Here is a 20495-nt window from a genome sequence, read left to right as displayed (position 1 = left end):
ATGAAAATTCAAATAACAATTTTCACGAGGCCGCCATGTTCAAGCAATCCGCCCAGCACGTCGGGACCTGGTACGCCGCCGACTACGGCCCCATCCCGCTGCGTCCACGCCTGGAAGGCCGCGTCGACTGCGACGTGCTGATCGTCGGCGCCGGCTTCAGCGGCCTGCACACCGGGCTGCGCCTGGCCATGGCCGGCAAGAAGGTGGTGCTGCTGGAGGCCAGCCGGGTGGCCTGGGCCGCTTCCGGGCGCAACGGCGGGCAGGCGCTGCTCGGTTGGTCGTGCGACATGCCGCCGCTGGAGCAGGCCCTCGGCACCGGGCGCGCCCGCGAGCTGTGGGACAGCATGCGCTGGGCCGCCGAAGAGCTGCGCCAGCTGCCCGAGCGCCACGGCTTCGACGTCGACTACCGCACCGGCAGCCTGTGGACCGCGGTGCGGCCCAAGCGTGTGCACCTGCTGCAGGAGGCGCAGGAGGAGGCGGTGGCCAAGTGGGGCTACGAGGTGATGCGCCTGATCCCCAAGGAAGAGCTGCCGGAGTGGATCGGCAGCGAGCGCTACCAGGCGGCGCTGTACGACCCGCTCGGCGCCCACCTCAACCCGCTCAAGCTGGCCCAGGGCCTGGCCGCCGCCATCGAGCAGGCCGGCGGGCGCATCTTCGAACAGAGCCAGGTGCTCGACTGGCGCGAGCAGGGCGAGGGCCATGTCGCCCACACCGGGCACGGCGAGGTGCACAGCGACGTGCTGGTGCTGGCCTGCAACGCCTACATCGACCGCCTCGACCGCGACCTCTCGGCGCGCCTGCTGCCGGTCGGTTCCTGGCAGGTGGCCACCGCGCCGCTCGACCCGGCGCTGGCCCGCTCGCTGCTGCCGCAGAACAGCTGCGTGATCGACAACCAGTTCGTCCCCGACTACTTCCGCCTGACCCCGGACCACCGCCTGCTGTTCGGTGGCGCCTGCACCTACCTGGGCGGCATCCCCAGGGACGTGCCGGCGGCCACCCGGCCGTTCCTCGAGCGGGTGTTCCCGCAGCTGCGCGGCGTGCGGATCGACTACGGCTGGGGCGGGCATATCGACTGCACCCTGCGCCGCACCCCGCACATCGGCCGCCAGGGCGGCAGGTACTGGCTGCAGGGCTTCTCCGGCCACGGCGTGCTGCCGACCCTGGCCGGCGCGCGGGCGGTGAGCGACGCCATCCTCGGCGACGAGCGCCTGCTGGCGCTGTACCAGGCCATCCCCAATCCGCGCTTCCCCGGCGGCGAGCTGCTGCGCGCGCCGCTGGAGGCGGTGGGCAAGGCCTGGTACCGCCTGCGCGACAACCTCTGACCCGCTCCCGCCGGAGCGGACGCAACGAATATCGAGAGACACATGGACAGACAGGACGAAATCGAAGGCCTCGCCATCCTGGTGCGCGACCTGCGCAAGCACAAGAACGTCACCCTCGGCGAGCTGGCCGAGCGCATCGGCCGCTCGGTGGGCTTCCTCTCCCAGGTCGAGCGCGGCCTGTCGCGGCCGACGGTGGCGGATCTGACCGCGATCAGCGAGGCCCTCGGCGTGCCGACCACCTACTTCTACAACCCGGGCCGGCCGCGCGCGGTGCGCTGGGTGACCCGTCCCGACGAGCGCCGCACGCTGTACTACGCCGGCGGCATCACCGACGTGCTGGCCTCGCCGACCATGTCCGGCGGTTTCTCCATGCTGGAGAGCTTCCTCGAGCCGGGCGCCACCAGCGGCGAGGGCCACCTGAACGACAGCTCGGAGCAGGGCGGCTTCGTCCTCGAGGGCGAGCTGACCCTGTGGTACGGCGACGACGCCACGCCGGTCACCCTCGGCCCGCGCGACAGCTTCCAGCTGCCGCCGCATGCCCGCTTCCGCTACGCCAACCTCGGCGAGCAGCCGACCCGCGTGCTGTGGGTATTCACCTGAACTACGGGCGAAACCCACCGCGCGCCTGACGCCCCAGAGCCGAACCTGCCGGATATTGATGAGAACAAGGACAACAAGATGACCTCAGCTTTCCCCGATCTGCTCAGCGAAGTCCGCGCCTTCCGCGCCGCCCATCCCGACGTGCGCTACGTCGACCTGATCTGCCTGGACATCCCCGGGCACTTCTACGGCAAGCGCTACCCGCTCGACATGCTGGAAAAGGTCGCCGCCGGCAGCCCGCTGAAGCTGCCGCAGAACTGCGTGCTGCTCGGCGTGCAGGGCGGCCTGCATCCGATCGGCGACTACTGCTTCGGCGACGGCGACCCGGACGCGCCGCGCCGGCTGATCCCCGGCACCCTCAAGCCGGTGCGCTGGGAGGGCCAGCCGCTGGGGCAGATGCTGATCAGCTCCGACGGCACCGCGGCGCCCATCGAGTTCGAGCCGCGCGAGGTGCTGGCCCGCGTGCTCCGGCGCCTGCAGGCCAAGGGCATCCGCCCGGTGGTGGCCTTCGAGCTGGAGTTCTACCTGTTCGACCGCAAGCTCGACGGCGGCCTGCCGCGCTTCCCGCGCGACCCGCTCACCGAAGACGAGGACGACCAGCCGAACATGCACATCGAGCGCCTGTCGCGCTTCTCCCACGTGCTGCACGAGATGGTCGAGGCCGCCCAGGAGCAGGGCGTCGACGCCAATGTGATCACCGCCGAGATCGGCCCCGGCCAGTTCGAGATCAACTTCGCCCACTGCGACGACGGCCTGCGCGCCGCCGACCAGGCCGCGCTGTTCTGCCGCAGCACCCGTGGCGTGGCGATGCAGCACGGCTACCGCGCCAGCTTCATGAGCAAGCCCTACCTGGATGCGCCCGGCAGCGGCATGCACGTGCACGTCAGCCTGTACGACCGCGATGGCCGCAACCTGCTCGACCAGGACGGCCAGCGCCCGCTGCGCCACGCCGTGGCCGGCTGCCTGGCGCTGCTGCCGCACTGCATGCCGATCTTCGCCGCCAACCACAACGCCTACCGCCGCTACGGCGCGCGGGTCAACGCGGCGAGCAAGGCCAGCTGGGGCTTCGAGGACCGCGACGCGTGCCTGCGCATCCCCGAGTCGGACGGCCGCAACCTGCGCATCGAGCACCGCCTGGCCGGCGCCGACGCCAATCCCTACCTGGTGCTGGCGGCCATCCTCAGCGGCATGGAGTACGGCCTGGAGCAGGGCCGCGAGCCGATCGCGCCGCTCCACGAGGACCGCGCCAGCGGCATCGACTTCCCGCGCGACATGCTGGCCGCGGTGGCGGCGATGGAATCGCACGCGGTGGTCAGGGACCTGCTCGGCAGCGAATTCGTGATGGTGTACTGCGCGAACAAGCGCCACGACCACCTCGACTTCATGCACGAGGTCAGTGCGCGGGAGTATCGCTGGTATCTGTAGGCTGCCGGCGGGCGGGTGGGCGGGATCCCGCGCCGACAAGAAAAGCCCGGCGAGAATCGCCGGGCTTTTGGCCGGTACCTACCGATGACGGTTGGCGCTAGACGAACTGGAAATCATCGAAAGCGATCGAGCTGGCACCCGCGCCCTTGATGCCGGCGATCTGGATGGCCGCTGCACCACCGGCACCATCGGCGTCGTAGTACAGCGCGCCCTTGGCAGCGTTGTAGATCAGGTAGTCGTTGCCATCCACCGCGGCCGAGCCCAGGGTGAAATTCTCGGCCGTCGCGCCAGCCAACTGGGTAAACACGCCGGTATCGAAGGCGAGGACGTCTCCATCGGCGAAGTCGGTGATCTTGTCGAATCCGCCAACGGCCATGTTGGAGAAGACGAAGGTATCGCTGCCCGGGCCGCCGGTGAGGATGTCGGAGCCCTCTCCGCCATCGATGAGGTCATTGCCGGCACCGGCCACCACCTTGTCGTTTCCTGCACCGGCAGACACCGTATCGTTGCCCGCTCCGGCAGTGATCTTGTCATTGCCGGCACCCGCCTCGATGAGGTCATTGCCGCTTCCGGTGGTGATGTTGTCGTTGCCTGCACCGGCATTGGCGTTGTTGTCACCATCGCCGGCAACGATCTTGTCGTTTCCGGATCCGGTCGTTATCTGGTCATCCCCGGCACCGGTGGTAATCCGGGCCTTGCCCTCAAGATCGGAGATGGTGTTGTTGCCGGAAAGATCGCTGATCCTGTCCTGACCGGCACCGCCATCGATGATGTCGTCGCCATCGCCGCCAAACAGCTGGTCGTTGCCGGTGTTGCCGTAGATGGTGTCGTCGCCCGCTTCGCCGTAGATCTTGTCGTTGCCGGCCCCGCCGTCGAGGAAATCGTCGCCGCCCGTTCCGGTGATCTTGTCGCTACCCGTGGTGACAAACGGCATCAGGCCGTCGAATCCCTGGCCGTCCAGCGCGGCTGCCAGGGCGACGGCGTCGATATTGGTGCCCGTCATCTTGCCGTAGGTCACCGCATTGGTGATCTGGCCATCGACGAAATTGATCCGACCCCACTCGACACCCTTGACCTTGCCGCCCCAGATGTCGCCCTGCGCGTTCATGGACACCTTGCCGGTGAACCTGACGTAATCGAACCCACCGGGCCCGGAGCCGTTGGCGGAGAACATGTAGAACTCTTTGACGCTGCCGGATATGCCGTCATCCGTAACCCCCAGCGAGCCGCGAAGATCGAGCTGATAACCGCCGATATTGCCGACCCAGACTTCCTTGACCTTGACCGGCGGGAAGCTGTCCTGATCGTCCCGGATGGTGAACCTGCCTCGGAAGCCCAGATCGAGATCGCCGCTGTCCAGATCGAACTCACGGATGGTGATGCGATCCGAGCCGATGCTGCCGGCGAACCAGATATTCGTTCCATCACTGAAGTCCAGGCTGTATCCACCGGCATAGGGCTGGACACTGATGGGATCCGATAGCTGGTCGAGCAGGGCGAGGGCCTCATCACTGGAGTCCTCGATACCCTGCCAGAAACTGGAATACTCGAAACCGGGATCGAAGGCCCCGGTATTGGAAACGCCGATCAAGGTTGCCATTACGAATGCCTCGCCGTGACTGACTAGCTGGTGGCCCGTCTGGTTAGCCCAGTTGGTCAAGTTGGGCGCCCATGCTCCCGATACTGCGTGCCGCACCTCGCCATGATCCTGCCATGGCTCGTAGCGGCGACTTGTCTCGGAACCACGGTCAGCCGAACTTGGGTTAACCCGCTAACCACATAGACCACCAGCTTACTCCTTGCAGAAACGCCTGTTCGATGCGGCTTGCAAGGAATGACTGCTAGAGCTGTTTGGGTCACGCGGATGCCAGGCTCCACACGAAACCCGGCACGACTGCGCCGCCTGTGCTTCGGAGCGTCGGTCTGCAACCAGCATCTCGCCGCGTTGACCTTTTTCAGCATAGATCACGGCCGGTGGTCACTCCCGGCGAGCCCGGCGGAAACGCTTGGCGATCAGCCGACCGGGGCTCCGCGGCCTGACGACGGCAAGACCGGACGTAGCGCCGCCGGAGCAACCCGGCCGGCCCCCTCTTGCGTCGCCGGAGCGTTGCCGCGATAAGGGAGCAGGGCGCGCAGCGCGGCAGGGGAGCGGACGATGCAGGGCAAACGGGCGGAACTGAAACGACTGCTGCTGGCGCAGTGGCGGCAGCTGGTGACCATCAACCCCAGCGACCGCCCCTGGCAGAAGCCGTTCGCCGCGGCGCTGGCCAGCGGCCTGCCGCTGCTGATCGGCACGCTGCTCGGGCGTATGGACTACGGGCTGGTCGCGGCGCTGGGCGGGCTGGTCTACCTGTACACGCCGCGCACGCCGCTGTACCACCGCATGCTGACGGTGATGAGCTGCGCCTTCGCGATGATCGCCTGCTATACCCTGGGCCTGCTGAGCCACCTGGTGCCGCTGCTGATGATGCCGACGCTGGTGTTCGTCACCATCCTGGTGACCATGGCCAGCCGCTTCTACGGCCTGGGCCCGCCGGGCAGCCTGTTCTTCGTCATGGCCGCGTCGATCGGCGCCTACACGCCGCTGCCCTGGGAGCAGGTGCCGCTGATGGTTGGCCTGCTGGCCATGGGTGCGCTGCTGGCCTGCCTGATCGCCTTCTTCTACAGCGCCTACATTCTGCGCTCGCGCGAGCCCGATCCGGCGCCGCCGCTGCCGGCGCCGACCTTCGATTTCGTGGTGTTCGACGCGGTGGTGATCGGCCTGTGCGTCGGCCTGGCGCTGGCCATCGCCCAGCTGCTGCAGCTGGAGAAGGCCTACTGGGTGCCGGTCAGCTGCCTGGCGGTGATCCAGGGCGCCTCGCTGCAGGCGGTGTGGAACCGCCACCTGCAGCGCCTGCTCGGTACCGCCATCGGCCTGCTGCTGGCCTGGGGGCTGTTGCTGCTGCCGCTGGAGCGCTGGAACATCGTCCTGGCGATGATGCTGCTGGTCTTCGTGGTGGAGACGGCGGTGGTGCGCCACTACGGCTTCGCGGTGATCTTCATCACGCCGATGACCATCCTCCTCGCCGAGGCCGCCACCCTCGGCCAGAGCCCGGTCGCCCCGCTGATCGAGGCGCGCTTCTACGACACCCTGCTCGGCTGTGTGGTCGGCCTGGCCGGCGGCGCCTGCATCCACAGCGTGCGCTTCCGCGCCGTGGCCGGCCGCCAGCTGCGCCGGCTGGTGCCGGCGCGCTTCACCCGCCAGGGCCTGTACGAAGCGTCAGCCGAGCGAAGGTCAGGCACGACGAAAAGCGGCGAGGACGCGGAGTTTACTGGTCGCAAATGAGCATCCGAGCCGCCTTTCAACGCAGCATGACCGCGCGCAGGCACTTTTCGTACACAGCTTAGGCCGGGCTGGGCGCGGCCCAGCGGCGCCGACCGAGGTGGTTGAGCGCCATGGCGAGGAGGATCACCGCACCGCCGGCGGCCAGCCGCGGCAGGTCGGCGTCGCGGTTCCAGATCAGCAGGTTGACCACCAGGCCGGCCGGCACGTGCAGCTCGTTCATCACCGCCAGGGTGCCGGCATCGACCCGGGTGCTGCCCTTCACCCACCAGTACATGCCCAGCGCGGTGGCGAACAGGCCCATCCACAGCAGCACGCCCCACTGCACCGCGGTGTGCGGCAGCCTGGCGGGATTGCCGAACAGCAGGAACGAGGGCAGGGCGATCAGCAGCGCGCCGAGGAAGAAGTGGCCGAAGAAGCGTGGCAGCGGCTGCGCCACCGGATGGCGGGCGAGCAGTTGGCGGCACAGCACCTGGCCGGCGGCGAAGGTGGCGTTGGCCACCTGCAGCAGCAGGAAGCCGAGCAGGTAGTCGCCCTCCAGCGGCCGGAAACGGATGATCGCCCCGCCGCCCACCGCCACCACCGCCGCGAGCAGCGCCCAGCGGTTGAAGCGCCGCGCCAGGGCGTCGTCGATCAGGGTCACGTAGATCGGCGTGAGCACGGTGAACAGCAGCACCTCGGGCACCGTCAGCACCGTGAAGCTGCGGTACAGGCACAGGTAGGTGACGCCGAACTGCAGCGCGCCGGCCAGCCACAGGCCGCCCAGCAGCCGCATAGGCAGGCCGCGCCAGACGGTGAATGGCAGGAATACCAGGGCGGCGACCAGCACCCGCGCCAGCACGGCGAAGTCGCTGTCCACCTGGCCGGCGAGGTACTCGCCGATCAGGCTGAAGGAGAAGGCCCAGAGCAGGGTGACGATCAGCAGGTATGGCATCTACGGTACGGCTCGCGACGACGGGGCGCGGATCATAGGCCGCACGCTCCGGCAGCGTCGAGCCGCCGCAAGGACCAGGAGCGGGGCCGCGCGACGATCGGCAGGCAGAGGATGGGCCATGGGGTCCCCGACGAGACGGCGCGTCGGTCCGCGCGGCGGCGGCGCGGTGTTACCACGCCGGCCATGGCGTAACGCCAGCTGGGCAGCTCGGTAACGTAGCAGCCCCTGATCGGCACTACAGGTATCCTCTAAAACAAGCTAACTGCTTGATTTAAAAGGGTTTTAAAAAGTTGGCACAGGATCTGCTTTATCTGCGCCACAACAAAAACAACAACGCTGAACCAACACAACAAAAACAAGACGTAACGACTCCAACACAACAAGAACAACAGGGTGGAGGCGCAACAAACTGATTCTTTTGGAGAGGAGTTGCCCGACTGGGTTCTCCCCCGACCGGCCCGAGAACGATAAAACTGCCCCGAGGCAGCGGCCAGCACCGGTCAGACCCGTAAGGGTGGCGGCAATATCAGCGTCCAAAGGAATCCGCTTGTTCTTGAGTCCCGGCTTGGGACCAGCACAGGACCATGACGTCCGGCAGGCAACCGACAACAACAACAAGCCTGTACACAAGAAGAACAAAGCACGACCGACTGCAGGGGGAGCCAATGGCTCCCCCTTGTGCTTTGTGGCGCCGCCAGGCGCTCCCCGCCCCGGACGCCCATCCTGCCGCCGTCCCCAACGCATTCCCAGCCGACTCATGTCGCCGTATGCCGCAGTAGCCTGAGGCAATCCCGCGAAGCAGCCAGCTCCACCGCGCGCAGGTCGTCGCAGTTGCGCAGCTGCGGGTCGGCGCCGGCGGCAAGCAGCAGCGCGAGCAGCTCGGCGCGATCGCTGGAGGCGGTGTACATCAGCGCGGTGGCGCCGGCGTCGTTGCGGCTGTCCAGCTCGCTGCCGGCCTCGATCAGGTCCTGCACCAGGCCGGCGTCGCGCGACACGCAGGCCAGCCACAGTGCGGTGTTGCCGTCGTCGTTGCGCGCCTGCAGGTCGGCGCCGAGAGCCAGCAGCTCCTGGACGATCTCGCGGCGGCCGAGCAGGGCGGCGCGCATCAGCGGGGTCAGGCCATGTGCGCCGCGGGTGTCGAGCCCGCCGGCCGGGTAGCCCCAGTCGGCGAGAAAGCCGGCCAGCACCGCGCTCGGGCTGTCGCTCGGCGCCTCCTCGGCGGGCGCGGCCAGGGCGCTGGCCAGCGGCCGGTAGCCGCCGTCGACGCTGTACACGCGGGCGAAGCGGAAGTCGCTGAACATCTGCGCGAAGGTCTTGCTGGCGTTGCCGTGGTAGCAGTAGACCAGCAGCGCCGCGCTCTTCTCCAGGCGAGCGACCCACAGCGGCACGCGGTCCTCGGTCAGGTGCATGGCGCCGTCGAGATGTTCCTGCTGGTAGCTGTGCCGGTCGCGCACGTCGAACAGGACGAGGTCCGGCTCGGCGCGGACCAGCGCCGCGGCCTCGGCCGCGGACAGGCATTGGAAGGGAACGCGGGGGGCGAGGGCCATGGGGCGTCTCCGCAGGCGGGTCAGTCGGGGTAGGCCGGGGCGGACTCGATGCGCGCATCGTCCAGCGCCCGGCCGACGGTGAAGTGGTAGAGGCTCTGCCAGGCCGTACCGGACAGGCCGAACAGCTCGTGCACCGGGTCGTCGAAGAAACAGCCGATGCCGGTGCCACGCAGGCCGTGGACTTCGGCCTCGAGGTAGAGCACCTGGCCGAGCAGGCCGCACTCGCGATGCAGCGCGCGGTAGGCGTGCGGGCCCTCCGCCAGGGCGGCGTCGAACTCGCCGAGCATGCCGACGGCGAAGCAGGCGCTGGAGGCCAGCTCCTGGTGGCAATGCAGGGCGCGGGCGATGCGCGCCAGCGCCGCCGGCTCGACGGCGGTGAGCTGCAGCAGCGCGTCGACGCCGGGGATCGGCCCGAGACGGAAGCGCCCGGCCAGCAGCGGGCGCAGGGCGTCCAGTTGCGCCGCGCTGCGCGGCAGCAGGTAGAGGCCGGGTACCAGGCCGTCGACGCGGTGGACGAACAGCAGCAGGGCGACGCGCGACGGGGCGGCGAGCACATCCCAGGGCAGGCCGGCGGGCTGCAGGCGGGCGAGGATGGCGGCGAACTGGGCGAGGCTCATCGTGTGGCGCGGATCGAAGCGCTGTGCGCTGCGCCGGCCGTCGATCAGCGTCCGCAGCGCCTGGGGCGCCTCGCCGGGCGCGCGCGGGCGCGGCGCCGGCCGTGCGGCGAGGGCTGGCGGCTCGCCGTCCACACGGCGGCTGGCCTCGGCCACCACGGCGAGCACCGGCCAGGCGTACATCGGCTGACGGTCGATCGGCGAGGCGACGCCGTGCCACTGCGCGGCATCGGCCAGCGCACGCAGCTCGGTGGCGACCCACGGTGTCGGCGGCGCGCCGTCCAGGCCGACGGCGAGGAGGATCTCCGCCTCCTCGAGCTCCGTCTCGGCGCGGCGGACGGCGGGGAACTCGGCCAGGCGGTCGCTGCCGGCCAGCCGCGCCAGGCAGGCGCTGCCGACCTGCGCCTGCTCGGCGAGCGTCCAGCCGAGGGCGGCAGCGGCGTAGCGCAGGGCGCCGGCGGCGTGGCCGCAGTCCAGCTGACAGTAGCGGAAGGCACGCTCGCCGTACTTCCAGGCCTCGCGCCAGATCACCGAGGTCAGCAGCACGGCCAGGCGCGGGCCGCCGCAGCCGGCGGGATGGGCGGCCCGCAGCTCCAGCGCATGATTCTCCGGACGGTAGTGGTAGAGACCGTCGGCCAGCCCGTCGATGCCGCCGACCAGCAGGTAGGCCTCGGCGGGATGCAGGTTGCCGCTGGAGGGGTTGGCGCGCAGCGCCCAGCGGTCCGGGCCGTAGCTCTTCCAGGCGGTGAGGCCGAGCGACAGCTGCAGCAGGGCGCCGAGGCTGGCCAGATCGGCCGGCAGCGGCGCCTGGCTCGCCAGCGCTGCGAACGGCCGGGTCAGCGCCGCGTGCAGGGCGCTGCCCGGGTCCAGCGCGGCCAGACGCGGCAAGGCGAGCTGCGCGGCGCCGTCGAAATGGCGGAACGGTGCCGGCTGGGCGTCCCAGTCGAGGCTGCCGGGGCCGCGCGCATAACCGGTCAGGCGGTGCTTGGTGCGCTGGTGGTAGTCGCGCACCACCTGCATGGCGGTGGTGGCGGACGGGGGCTGGGTCGGCATGGCTCGGCACGCTCCTGGAGGCCTGGGAAAGGTCACTGCAAGAGCGATACCACACCGCCAGGGCCACGGCTGGCAAGGGCTGCGTGGGCGGCGGCGGCGAGCGGGACGCGGGCCTTGTCGGCTTTGCGACAGGGCGGCGGGCGACAGTGGCGGGCGGCGCGACGCCCGCCTGCCGGCTTCAGGCGCCTTCCAGCCAGACCTCCTCGACCCACTGCCACACCGAGTCCCAGCTCTGCTCCTCGTCGATCTCGCCGTCCCACAGCAGCACCTGGCCCTCCGGATCGACCGCGTAGTAGCGACCGCGGTCCTCGCACAGCGGCACCAGGTAGCGCGGCAGGCCCTCGTCCCAGGCGCGCGCGGCGACGTCCGGCAGGTAGGTGTGCGACTGCGGGTCGCTGGCGGTAACCGGCTCGAGCTGGCCGTAGACCACGTCGCTGGCCTTGAGCAGGTACTCGCGCAGCTCGAACGGCAGGTGGATGAGGATCTGCTCCTGGATCTCCACCAGGGTGTCCTCGTCCGGCAGCTCCAGCGGCACCGGTACCGGCTCGTTGAGTTCGTGCAGCTTGTCGATGATGTCTTCCACGGTGGCTCTCCAGGCAAGGCGATGGTCGGCTTGAGGGTAGCCGAGCGCTGCGCGCCTTTTACCCTGCGCCTGCCGTGGGCACAAGTGGCCGGGCGCGAAGCCCGCGGCGGGCCGCCCCGGCCGTGGCTGCTCGGCGCCCCGCGCGCGTCACAGCAGGCGCTGGCCGTCCTCGCGGCGGATCGCCACGGTGGCCGAACGCGGCCGCCGTCCCGGGCCGTCCGGCCAGCTGCTGAGCAGGTTGGTCGCGGTCGAGCCTTCGCCCGGATGCTGGATGTTGACGAACAGGGTGCGCATGTCCGGGGTGGCGGCGATGCCGGTCACCTCGGCGCCCAGCGGGCCGACCAGGAAGCGCTTGACCTCGCCGCTGGCCGGGTCGGCCACCAGCATCTGGTTGTTGCCGAACGGCCCGCTGCTCAGCTGGCTGCCGCTCATGTCGGTCTGGATCCACAGGCGGCCCTGCGGGTCGAACCACAGGCCGTCCGGGCTGGCGAGGATGTTGTCGGCGTCCAGCGCCTGGCCGTCCGGGCCCTGGCTGTCGCCCTGCGGGCCGGCGAGCAGGAAGATGTCCCAGGCGAAGCGGCGGCCGGCGTTGTCGGCCTGGTCCTCGCGCCAGCGCACGATGTGGCCGTAGGCGTTGTTGATCCGCGGGTTGGCGGCGTCGGCCGCGGTCCGGTTGGTGTTGTTGGTCAGGGTGAAGTACACCTCGTTGCTCTGCGGGTGCACCGCGCCCCACTCCGGACGGTCCATCCTGGTGGCGCCGACCGCGTCGGCGGCGCTGCGGGTGTTGATCAGCACATCGCCCTGGTCGGCGAAGCTCACCCCGGCGGCGGCGCAGGCGACGCGGAACTCCGCATCCTCGATGTCCAGCGCCAGCCAGGCGCCGCTGCCGTCGGCGTTGAAGCGCGCGACGTACAGGGTGCCCTCGTCGAGCAGGCGGCCGTCGGCGCGGCCGGGGGCGTACCTGTCGCGGCTGACGTACTTGTAGATGTACTCGCCACGCGAATCGTCGCCGGAATAGCAGACCAGCGGCCTGCCCGGCTGCGGATTGGCGAAGATCAGCCCCTCGTGGGCGAAGCGGCCGAGGGCGGTGTGCTTGACCGGCACCGACTCGGGGTCGAAGGGGTCGATCTCGACGATCCAGCCGAAGTGGTTCGGCTCGTTGCGGTAGTCACCGCTGGCGTCGCCGGCCGTGCGGCTGGCGTCGAAGCGGCGGAACTCGTCGCCCTCGAGGGTTTCCCAGCCGTAGCGGCTGCTGCTCGCCACCCCGTAGCGGCTCAGCTCGCGCGGCTTGGCGGCGTCGCGGCTGGCGAAGTAGCCGGCCCAGTTCTCCTCGCAGGTCAGGTAGGTACCCCAGGGGGTGAAGCCATTGGCGCAGTTGTTCTGGGTGCCGCGGGTGGCGGTGCCGTCCGGGCTCCAGGCGGTCGCCAGCAGGGCATGGCCGCGCGCCGGGCCGGTGATCTGCATCGGCGTGGCGGCGGTGATGCGGCGGTTGCGCGGGCCGGGCACCACCTGCCAGTCGCCGCCGGCATCGCGGCGGATTTCCACCACCGACACGCCGTGGGCGTTGATCTCCTTGCGCACTTCCTCGGCGCTGGTGCGCCGGCCGTCGACCACGGTCGGGCCGTCGGGGTGCAGCAGCGGGGCATCGATGTATTCGTGGTTGACCACCAGCAGGCCGTGGTCGGAGCGCTGGCCGCCACCGCCCTGACCGTCGATGGGGAAGAAGTGCATGCCGTCGTGGTGCATGCCGGTCTGCTCCGCCTGCTCGGCGGCACTGTTGCCGGCGTCGGCGCGGAACGCCGGGTAGCTGCCGGTGATCGGCGTGCCCCAGGGAATCAGCGGGGTGGCGCGATAACCGGCCGGCACCGTGACCCTGTCGGCGCGGGTCACCGCCACGGCGTCGAACGCCAGGCCGTGACGCCGGGCGAACGGCGGCGCACCGGCCGGCTGGGCCGCGGCTGCCCAGGGGCTGACGCCGAGGAAGCCGAGCAGGCCGAGGGCGGCGCCGCCGGCGAGCAGCTGGCGGCGGCGCTGGTCGATCAGCTCGCCGAGGTGCGGATTGGCGGAGGGGTTGCTGGGCAGTTCATCGCCGTTGCCAAACAGCACGGCGTGGTCGGATTCGCGGCTCACGGTTCGGTTCCTCGGTCATGGGACTGGCGACGCAAGCCTGACCGTAGCGAGGCAAGACGACGGAAAGGTGACAGTCGGACGCCGCTGCGCCACGGGCCGACGACAGACATGAAAAAACCCGGGCAAGCCCGGGTTTTCTCGTAAGCGCCGCGCGGCTCAGCCGTTCTGGCGGATACCGGCGAGCAGCCAGGGCTGGTTGTCGCCGTCCAGGCGCTCCATGGCCCAGCTTTCGCTGAAGGCTTCGCCCTGGTCGAAGCGCGAGCTCTTGGCCACGGCGTCGAAGGTCAGGGTGGCGAGGGTCTTGCCGCCCTGCTGCTCGATGCCGTCCAGGCGCACCTGCAGCTGGTCGATGTAGGTGGACTGGAAGCCGTCGCCCAGGCTGGCGCGCTCCTGCTTGAGGAATTCGAGCAGCTGCGGGGTGACGAACTCGGCGATCTTGTCCATCTCGTTGCCGTCCCAGTGCTGCTGCAGGCTGAGGAAGTGCTCGCGGGCGGCGGCCAGGAAGCGCTGCTCGTCGAACCAGGCCGGCGCCTGGAAGGTGCGCGCCGGCTGCGCGGCGCCGCCGAACACGGTATTGGCGGCCGGGCTGTAGGCCGGCTGCTGCGGCGCCTGGTAGGCCTGGGCGTTGCCCATGCCGGCGTAGGCCGGAGTCTGGGCCTGCATCTTGCGACGGGCGAAGAAGCGGAAGGCCAGGAAGGCGATCAGGCCGAGGATCAGGAAGTCGAGGAACTGGAAGCCCTCGAAGCCGTCGCCCATGAACATCGAGGCGAGCAGGCCACCGGCGGCGATGCCGGCCAGCGGGCCGAGCCAGCGCGAGGCACCGCTCGGCTTGGCGGCGGCACCGGCCATGGCGCCGGCGCTCGGCGCGGTCGGCGCCGGGGCGGCCTGCTGGGTCTGGCGCTGCTGGGTCTGATGCGTCGGCGCGGAGCCGAAGGACTTGCCGCCGCCGAAGCGCTTGGCAGCGAAGGCGTCGACGCTGAGCGTCAGGCTGAGGCACAGGGCCATCGCCAGGCTGAGGATTCGTTGCATGTGAGAGTGCTCTCGGTGTGGGGGGTTCACGCGCGCCATCTTTGCCCAGGGGCGGGCCGACGACCAGCCGCAGTGTGTTTCGGACTGTTGCATGCCGCGCGGGCGCCACCGCTGCCGCGAGGACAGCGGCGCGCCGCGAACCGGCTCAGCGCCAGTTGTGCAGTTGCTTCTCGGAGACCTTGCTCATCTCCACGGCCTGCTCGCGGAAGGCCTTCATCGACGCCCAGATGCGACCGTTCAGCTCGTTCTGGCTGGCCAGCTGGTCGAGCACCTGCTCGGACTCGTGGCGCATGGCGGCCAGCACCTCGTCGGGGAAGCGCTTGAGCTCGGTGCCCTGGTTCTTCAGCTCGGCCAGCGCCTTGGCGTTGTTGAAGGCGTACTCCTCGAGCATGACCTGCACCGAACCGCGCGCGGCTTCCTCGACGATCGCCTTGAGGTCGGCCGGCAGGCTGTCCCAGGCCTTCTTGTTGAGCAGCAGCTCGATGACCGCCTGCGGCTCCTGCCAGCCCGGGAAGTAGTAGTACTTGGCGGCCTTGTGGATGCCGAAGGCCAGGTCGTTGTACGGGCTGACCCAGTCGGTGGCGTCGATGGCGCCGGTCTGCATGGCGGTGAACACCTCGCCGCCGGGCAGGTTGACGGTGGTCGCGCCGAGACGGTTGTAGACCTCGGCGCCGAGGCCCGGGGTACGGATCTTCAGGCCCTTGAGATCCTCCAGGCTGTTGATCTCCTTGTTGAACCAGCCGCCCATCTGCATGCCGGAGTTGCCGGCGGCCAGCGGCTTGACGCCGAACGGCGCATAGGCCTCCTCCCACAGCGCCTGACCGCCGCCGTGGCTCAGCCAGGCGTGCATCTCCTGGGTCGACAGGCCGAACGGCACGGCGGTGAAGAACTGCGCGGCCGGGGTCTTGCCCTTCCAGTAGTAGGGGGTGGTGTGCGCCAGCTCGGCGGTGCCCTGGGACACCGCGTCGAAGGCTTCCAGGGCCGGGACCAGTTCGCCGGCGGCGTAGACCTTGATGGTCAGGCGGCCGCCGCTCATGGCGTTGACGCGCTGGGCGAAGCCCTCGGCGCCGGTGCCCAGGCCCGGGTAGTTCTTCGGCCAGGAGGTGACCATCTTCCAGGTGAAGCTCTGCGCCGGCGCGGCCGCCGGTTGCGCGGCGTTCTGTTGCGCGGCGGGTTCATCCTTGCAGCCGGCCAGGCCGAGGGCGGCCAGCAGCGCTGCGGCAGCGCCGAACAGTTGGCGACGATTCATCGGGTTTTCTCCATTCTCGACGGGGCGGCCAGCGGCCGCGTGTTGTTGTTCTAGAGCGCTTCCAGCTTGGCGTAGGAGAGCATCAGCCACTTGCTGCCTTCGCCATCGAAATTGACCTGCACGCGCGCCTGCGCGCCGCTGCCCTCGTAGTTGAGGATCACCCCCTCGCCGAACAGCGCGTGGCGCACGCGCTGGCCGAGGGCGAACACGGTGTCCGGCACGCCGGCCCCGGCGAACGGGCTGGCCACGCTGCGCGGCGCGGCCATGGGCCGGCTGACGCTGCCGGCCAGGCGCACCTCGTGGATCAGCCCCGGCGGGATCTCGCGGACGAAGCGCGACACCTTGTTGTAGGTCTCGCTGCCGTACAGGCGGCGGGTCTCGGCGTAGGTCAGCACCAGGCGCTGCATGGCGCGGGTCAGGCCGACGTAGGCGAGGCGGCGCTCCTCCTCGAGGCGGCCGGGCTCTTCCAGGCTCATCTTGTGCGGGAACAGGCCTTCCTCCATGCCGGCGAGGAACACCAGCGGGAACTCCAGGCCCTTGGCGCTGTGCAGGGTCATCAGCTGCACGCTGTCCTCGCCCTCGTCGGCCTGGGCGTCGCCGGCCTCCAGGGCGGCGTGGTCGATGAACGCGGCCAGCGGCGACAGCTCGTCTTCCGCGCTCTCGAACGAGCGCGCGGCGCTGACCAGCTCCTCGAGGTTGTCGACGCGGGTCTGGCCCTTCTCGCCCTTCTCGGCCAGATGGAAGGGGATCAGTCCGGTCTGCTCGATCACCGTCTGGGTCAACAGGTGCAGCGGCATGGCCTCGACGCGCAGGGCGAGGCCGTCGATCAGCTCGACGAAGGCGTTCAGCGCGCCGGCGGCGCGGCCGGGCAGCAGCTTCTGGCCGACCGCCTGGTGCAGCGCGCGCCACAGCGACAGCTGCTGGCTGCGCGCCACCTCGCGCAGGGTCTCCACGGTCTTCTCGCCGATGCCGCGCGGCGGCAGGTTGAGCACCCGCTCCAGCGCCGCGTCGTCGTCGCGCTGGCGGATCAGGCGCAGGTAGGCCATGGCGTTCTTGATCTCGGCGCGCTCGAAGAAGCGCTGGCCGCCGTAGATCCGGTAGGGGATCTTCTCGCGCAGCAGGGCTTCCTCGAGCACCCGCGACTGCGCGTTGGAGCGGTAGAGGATGGCGATCTCGCGGCGCTCGAGGCCGTCCTTGCGCACCGCCTCCTGGATGCGCTCGACGATGAAGCGCGCCTCGTCATGCTCGTTGAACGCGGCGTACAGGCTGAGCGGGTCGCCCTCGTCGCCCTCGGTCCACAGCTGCTTGCCGAGACGCCCCTGGTTGTGGGCGATCAGCGCGTTGGCGGCCTTGAGGATGCTCGCCGTGGAGCGGTAGTTCTGCTCCAGGCGGATGGTCTCGGCATCGCTGAAGTCGCGGCTGAACTGCTGGATGTTCTCGATGCGCGCGCCGCGCCAGCCGTAGATCGACTGGTCGTCGTCGCCGACCACCATCAGGCTGCTACCGGCGCTGCCGGAAGGCGCCGCCAGGTGGCGCAGCCAGGCGTACTGCACGGCGTTGGTGTCCTGGAACTCGTCGACCAGGATGTGCCGGAAGCGCTGGCGGTAGTGTTCGAGCAGGCCCGGGTTGTCGCGCCACAGCTCCAGCGAGCGCAGCAGCAGCTCGGCGAAGTCGACCACCCCGGCGCGCGCGCAGGCCGCCTCGTAGGCGCTGTAGATGTTGAGCATGGTGGCCAGGTACAGGTCGCCGGCTGGCTGGATGTGCGCCGGGCGGATGCCTTCGTCCTTCTGGCCGTTGATGAACCACTGCGCCTGGCGTGCCGGCCAGCGCTGCTCGTCAAGGCCCAGCTCGCGGATCACCCGCTTGACCAGGCGCTGCTGGTCGTCGGAGTCGAGGATCTGGAAGTTCTCCGCCAGCCCCGCCTCCTGCCAGTGGGCGCGCAGCAGGCGGTGGGCCAGGCCGTGGAAGGTGCCCACCCACATGCCGGCCGGATTGACCCCGAGCAGCTGCTCGATGCGCGCGCGCATCTCGGCGGCAGTCTTGTTGGTGAAGGTGACGGCGAGGATCGAGTGCGCACCGGCATTCTCGACCTCGATCAGCCAGGCGATGCGATGCACCAGCACGCGGGTCTTGCCCGAGCCGGCGCCGGCCAGCACCAGCTGGCGGCCGAGCGGCGCGGCCACCGCCTGGCGCTGGGCATCGTTGAGGGAACTGAGCAGAAAGGATAGGTCTTCGCGCATCGAGGCATTCTAGCGGCCGGCGCGAAGACGGGGCAAACTCTGCGCAGCTTCACGACGGGGACTGCCAGGCAGGCGGTCAGACACTCACTCAGGACAGCCGACAGGGGCCCAGGCGCCCATGACCTTTCTCTTCTCGCCCGACGTCAAGCCCCCGGTCCTCGAGCCGGACGCGGTGCGCCGGGAGTACGGCCAGCAGATCGAGGCGGCGCTGACCCGCCAGCTCTATCGCGGCTCGGGTCTGCCCACGCTGCTGATGCTGCTCAGCGGCCTGAGCTGCGTCAGCCTGCTGTGGAGCCACGCCCACCACGCCCTGCTGGGCACCCTGCTCGGCTGGCTGACCCTGCTGGCGCTGTTGCGCCTGTGGCAGACCGCGGCCTTCCAGCGCGCCAGCGCCGGCGAGCAGGCCGCGCCCGCCTGGCGCCACACCTTCCTGCTCGGCGTCGCCGCCTCGGGGATGACCCTGGCGGTGATCGGCGTGCTGCTCATGCCGCTGGCCGAGCCGCGCCAGCAGGCACTGGTCTACGGCCTGCTGGCTGCGGCGATCATCTCCGCCAGCGTGTCCTACGCCGCCAGCCCGCGCACCTTCCTCGCCTTCGCCCTGCCCGGCCTGCTGCCCTCCAGCCTGTACCTGCTGCGCCACGCCGATCCGCAGCTGCAGGGCTGGGGCGTGTTCGGCCTGATCCTGCTGCCCACCCTGCTGCTCAGCGCCTGGCAGATCAACCGCAACTGGCAGCACCACCTGGTGCAGCGCTTCCAGAAGCAGGCGCTGCTCGAGTTCCAGGAGCAGGCGCGCCGCGCCAGCGTGCAGATGAACCTCGAGCTGGCCAGCGAGGTGCGCCAGCGCCAGCGCGTCGAGGCGCAGCTGCGCGCGGCGCAGCGGGCGCTGGAGGAGCGGGTCAGCGAGCGCACCCGCGCGCTGACCGCCAGCGAACTGGCGCGGCGCAAGGAGGAGGCCGAGCGCCTGTACCTGACCAACCACGACGCGCTGACCGGGCTGGCCAACCGCAGCCTGCTGCTGCAGCGCCTGGAGGCGCTGGCCGCGTGCCCGCCGCGGCCGGGCCAGGAGCTGGCCCTGCTGCACCTCGATCTCGACCGCTTCAAGCGCCTCAACGACAGCCTCGGCCTGGCCGCCGCCGACGGCATCCTGCGCGAGATGGCGCGACGCATCGAGGGCTGCCTGCATCAGGCCGAGCTGATCGCGCGCATCGCCGTCGACGAGTTCGCCATCCTCCTCGAGGTGCGCGAGGGCGACGACGGCCTCGAGCCGCTGGCCCGCCACCTGCTCGCCCTGCTGCGCGAAGGCATCGTGGTCGGCGAGCAGGAGCTGGTGATCAGCGCCTCGCTGGGCATCGCCCTGCTGTCCGGCGCCGCCGGCGATCCGGCCACACTGCTCAACCAGGCGAGCATCGCCATGCGCCACGCCAAGCAGCTCGGCGGCAACAGCGTGCAGTTCTACCGCGACAGTCTGCAGGGCGGCAGCCGCGAACGCCTGCTACTCGAGGCGCAGCTGGACAAGGCGCTGGTGCGCGGCCAGCTCGAGGTGTTCTACCAGCCACGCCTGAGCCTGGGCGTCGAGCGCCTGCTCAGCGCCGAGGCGCTGGTGCGCTGGCGCCATCCGGACTACGGCCTGGTCACCCCGGGCGGCTTCATCGCCCTGGCCGAGGAAACCGGGCAGATCAATGCCATCGGCGACTTCGTGCTGCGCCGCGCCTGCGCCGAGGCGCGCGCCTGGCAGCGCGACGGCCTGGCCGAGCTGCGCGTGTCGGTGAACATCTCCATGCAGCAGCTGCGCCAGAGCGACTTCGTCGCGCGCATCGCCGCGGTGCTGGAGGAAACCGGCCTGCCGGCGCCGCTGCTGGAGCTGGAGCTGACCGAGACCCAGCTGTCGGACAACGTCGAGGACGTCGCCGCGCAGTTCCGCCAGCTGCGCGCGCTGGGCGTGCGCCTGGCGATCGACGACTTCGGCACCGGCTACTCCTCGCTCGGCTACCTCAAGCACCTGCCGGTGGACGTGGTGAAGATCGACCAGACCTTCATCCGCGAGCTGGACGGCAGCGAGGAGTGCGGCGACGCGGCGATCACCCGCGCGATCATCGCCATGGCGCACAGCCTGGGTCTGGAAGTGGTCGCCGAGGGCGTCGAGCAGCCGGCGCAGCTGGACTTCCTGCGCCGCCACGGCTGCGACGAGATCCAGGGTTACCTGATCAGCCGGCCGCTGGAGGCCGCCGCATTCGCCGCGCTGCTGAGCGCGCAGGGCCACGCGGTCGGCGTGCCCGCCTGAGACAGCGCGGCGACCGGTAGAAAACCGCTGCGCGGGTTTTCTACGGAGTGGCCATCCACCCTACGGCGCTGAGGCGCGAGGGCGAGAACGCAGGGTGGGCAACTCGCGCAGCGATTGCCCTCCAGCGGGGCCGGTGTCGGTAGACCAACTACGCCGACGGCGGCGC

Annotated in this window: 14 protein-coding genes; 5 read left to right on the top strand and 9 right to left on the bottom strand. The window is 70.1% G+C overall.

What is annotated here, in order from left to right; all coding sequences use genetic code 11:
* The first annotated feature begins 35 nt into the window (after nt 1-35).
* From BLT78_RS17730 to BLT78_RS17720, 3 genes are all read left to right on the top strand, one after another.
* Entirely contained in the window at nt 36-1322 is a 1287-nt protein-coding gene (locus tag BLT78_RS17730; protein ID WP_090351053.1) for an NAD(P)/FAD-dependent oxidoreductase, read from the top strand.
* Nucleotides 1323-1364: 42 nt separating this feature from the next.
* The gene (locus tag BLT78_RS17725) at nt 1365-1922 is read left to right on the top strand and encodes a helix-turn-helix domain-containing protein (RefSeq protein WP_090351051.1); all 558 of its coding nucleotides are present in this window, start codon (nt 1365-1367) and stop codon (nt 1920-1922) included.
* Nucleotides 1923-2000: 78 nt separating this feature from the next.
* A complete protein-coding gene (locus tag BLT78_RS17720; RefSeq protein ID WP_090351049.1) occupies nt 2001-3347 on the top strand; it encodes a glutamine synthetase family protein in 1347 nt (448 codons plus the stop codon).
* Nucleotides 3348-3444: 97 nt separating this feature from the next.
* Here the strand turns inward: BLT78_RS17720 and BLT78_RS17715 are convergent, their stop codons facing one another.
* A complete protein-coding gene (locus tag BLT78_RS17715) occupies nt 3445-4947 on the bottom strand; it encodes a calcium-binding protein (protein ID WP_090351048.1) in 1503 nt (500 codons plus the stop codon).
* 555 nt (nt 4948-5502) lie between these two features.
* On the opposite strand from BLT78_RS17715, the gene BLT78_RS17710 reads away from it, so the two are divergent.
* Nucleotides 5503-6672, top strand: coding sequence for an FUSC family protein (locus BLT78_RS17710; protein WP_090351046.1), 1170 nt, complete (start codon nt 5503-5505; stop codon nt 6670-6672).
* A 58-nt stretch (nt 6673-6730) separates the two neighbouring features.
* Here the strand turns inward: BLT78_RS17710 and BLT78_RS17705 are convergent, their stop codons facing one another.
* The 8 genes from BLT78_RS17705 to uvrD form a co-directional block, all read right to left on the bottom strand.
* Entirely contained in the window at nt 6731-7603 is an 873-nt protein-coding gene (locus tag BLT78_RS17705; protein WP_090351044.1) for an EamA family transporter, read from the bottom strand.
* A gap of 755 nt (nt 7604-8358) precedes the next feature.
* Complete coding sequence (locus BLT78_RS17700; protein ID WP_090351043.1) at nt 8359-9150, bottom strand: ankyrin repeat domain-containing protein; 792 nt, start codon at nt 9148-9150, stop codon at nt 8359-8361.
* Nucleotides 9151-9170: 20 nt separating this feature from the next.
* On the bottom strand, nt 9171-10817 hold the full coding sequence (locus tag BLT78_RS17695) for a SagB/ThcOx family dehydrogenase (protein ID WP_090351041.1): 1647 nt from the start codon (nt 10815-10817) through the stop codon (nt 9171-9173).
* A 178-nt stretch (nt 10818-10995) separates the two neighbouring features.
* Nucleotides 10996-11400 (bottom strand): SMI1/KNR4 family protein, encoded by a 405-nt coding sequence (locus BLT78_RS17690; RefSeq protein ID WP_090351040.1) that lies wholly within the window; start codon nt 11398-11400, stop codon nt 10996-10998.
* Nucleotides 11401-11547: 147 nt separating this feature from the next.
* Nucleotides 11548-13530 carry a PhoX family protein gene (locus tag BLT78_RS17685; RefSeq protein WP_090351038.1) on the bottom strand — a complete coding sequence of 661 codons (1983 nt, stop codon included), beginning with the start codon at nt 13528-13530 and terminating at the stop codon, nt 11548-11550.
* A gap of 156 nt (nt 13531-13686) precedes the next feature.
* A complete protein-coding gene (locus tag BLT78_RS17680) occupies nt 13687-14559 on the bottom strand; it encodes a Tim44 domain-containing protein (protein ID WP_090351037.1) in 873 nt (290 codons plus the stop codon).
* Nucleotides 14560-14704: 145 nt separating this feature from the next.
* Complete coding sequence (locus tag BLT78_RS17675; protein WP_090351035.1) at nt 14705-15808, bottom strand: TRAP transporter substrate-binding protein; 1104 nt, start codon at nt 15806-15808, stop codon at nt 14705-14707.
* A gap of 50 nt (nt 15809-15858) precedes the next feature.
* On the bottom strand, nt 15859-18048 hold the full coding sequence (gene uvrD / locus BLT78_RS17670; RefSeq protein ID WP_090351034.1) for a DNA helicase II: 2190 nt from the start codon (nt 18046-18048) through the stop codon (nt 15859-15861).
* 118 nt (nt 18049-18166) lie between these two features.
* Between uvrD and BLT78_RS17665 the strand changes: the two genes are divergently transcribed.
* Nucleotides 18167-20329: a putative bifunctional diguanylate cyclase/phosphodiesterase gene (locus BLT78_RS17665; RefSeq protein WP_090351032.1), complete on the top strand. Its 2163-nt coding sequence runs from the start codon at nt 18167-18169 to the stop codon at nt 20327-20329.
* The last annotated feature ends 166 nt before the right edge of the window (nt 20330-20495 follow it).

It is taken from the genome of Pseudomonas oryzae (genome assembly GCF_900104805.1).
Taxonomy (GTDB): domain Bacteria; phylum Pseudomonadota; class Gammaproteobacteria; order Pseudomonadales; family Pseudomonadaceae; genus Geopseudomonas; species Geopseudomonas oryzae.
The sequence above is the reverse complement of the archived record's forward strand: the minus strand, read 5'-3'. Positions and strand labels throughout refer to the sequence as shown.

Coding starts and splice junctions, on each gene's coding strand:
- BLT78_RS17710 (WP_090351046.1), top strand. CDS start 5,503: ATGCAGGGCAAACGGGCGGAACTGAAACGACTGCTGCTGGCGCAGTGG.
- BLT78_RS17715 (WP_090351048.1), bottom strand. CDS start 4,947: ATGGCAACCTTGATCGGCGTTTCCAATACCGGGGCCTTCGATCCCGGT.
- BLT78_RS17720 (WP_090351049.1), top strand. CDS start 2,001: ATGACCTCAGCTTTCCCCGATCTGCTCAGCGAAGTCCGCGCCTTCCGC.
- BLT78_RS17700 (WP_090351043.1), bottom strand. CDS start 9,150: ATGGCCCTCGCCCCCCGCGTTCCCTTCCAATGCCTGTCCGCGGCCGAG.
- BLT78_RS17705 (WP_090351044.1), bottom strand. CDS start 7,603: ATGCCATACCTGCTGATCGTCACCCTGCTCTGGGCCTTCTCCTTCAGC.
- BLT78_RS17665 (WP_090351032.1), top strand. CDS start 18,167: ATGACCTTTCTCTTCTCGCCCGACGTCAAGCCCCCGGTCCTCGAGCCG.
- BLT78_RS17730 (WP_090351053.1), top strand. CDS start 36: ATGTTCAAGCAATCCGCCCAGCACGTCGGGACCTGGTACGCCGCCGAC.
- uvrD (WP_090351034.1), bottom strand. CDS start 18,048: ATGCGCGAAGACCTATCCTTTCTGCTCAGTTCCCTCAACGATGCCCAG.
- BLT78_RS17695 (WP_090351041.1), bottom strand. CDS start 10,817: ATGCCGACCCAGCCCCCGTCCGCCACCACCGCCATGCAGGTGGTGCGC.
- BLT78_RS17680 (WP_090351037.1), bottom strand. CDS start 14,559: ATGCAACGAATCCTCAGCCTGGCGATGGCCCTGTGCCTCAGCCTGACG.
- BLT78_RS17725 (WP_090351051.1), top strand. CDS start 1,365: ATGGACAGACAGGACGAAATCGAAGGCCTCGCCATCCTGGTGCGCGAC.
- BLT78_RS17675 (WP_090351035.1), bottom strand. CDS start 15,808: ATGAATCGTCGCCAACTGTTCGGCGCTGCCGCAGCGCTGCTGGCCGCC.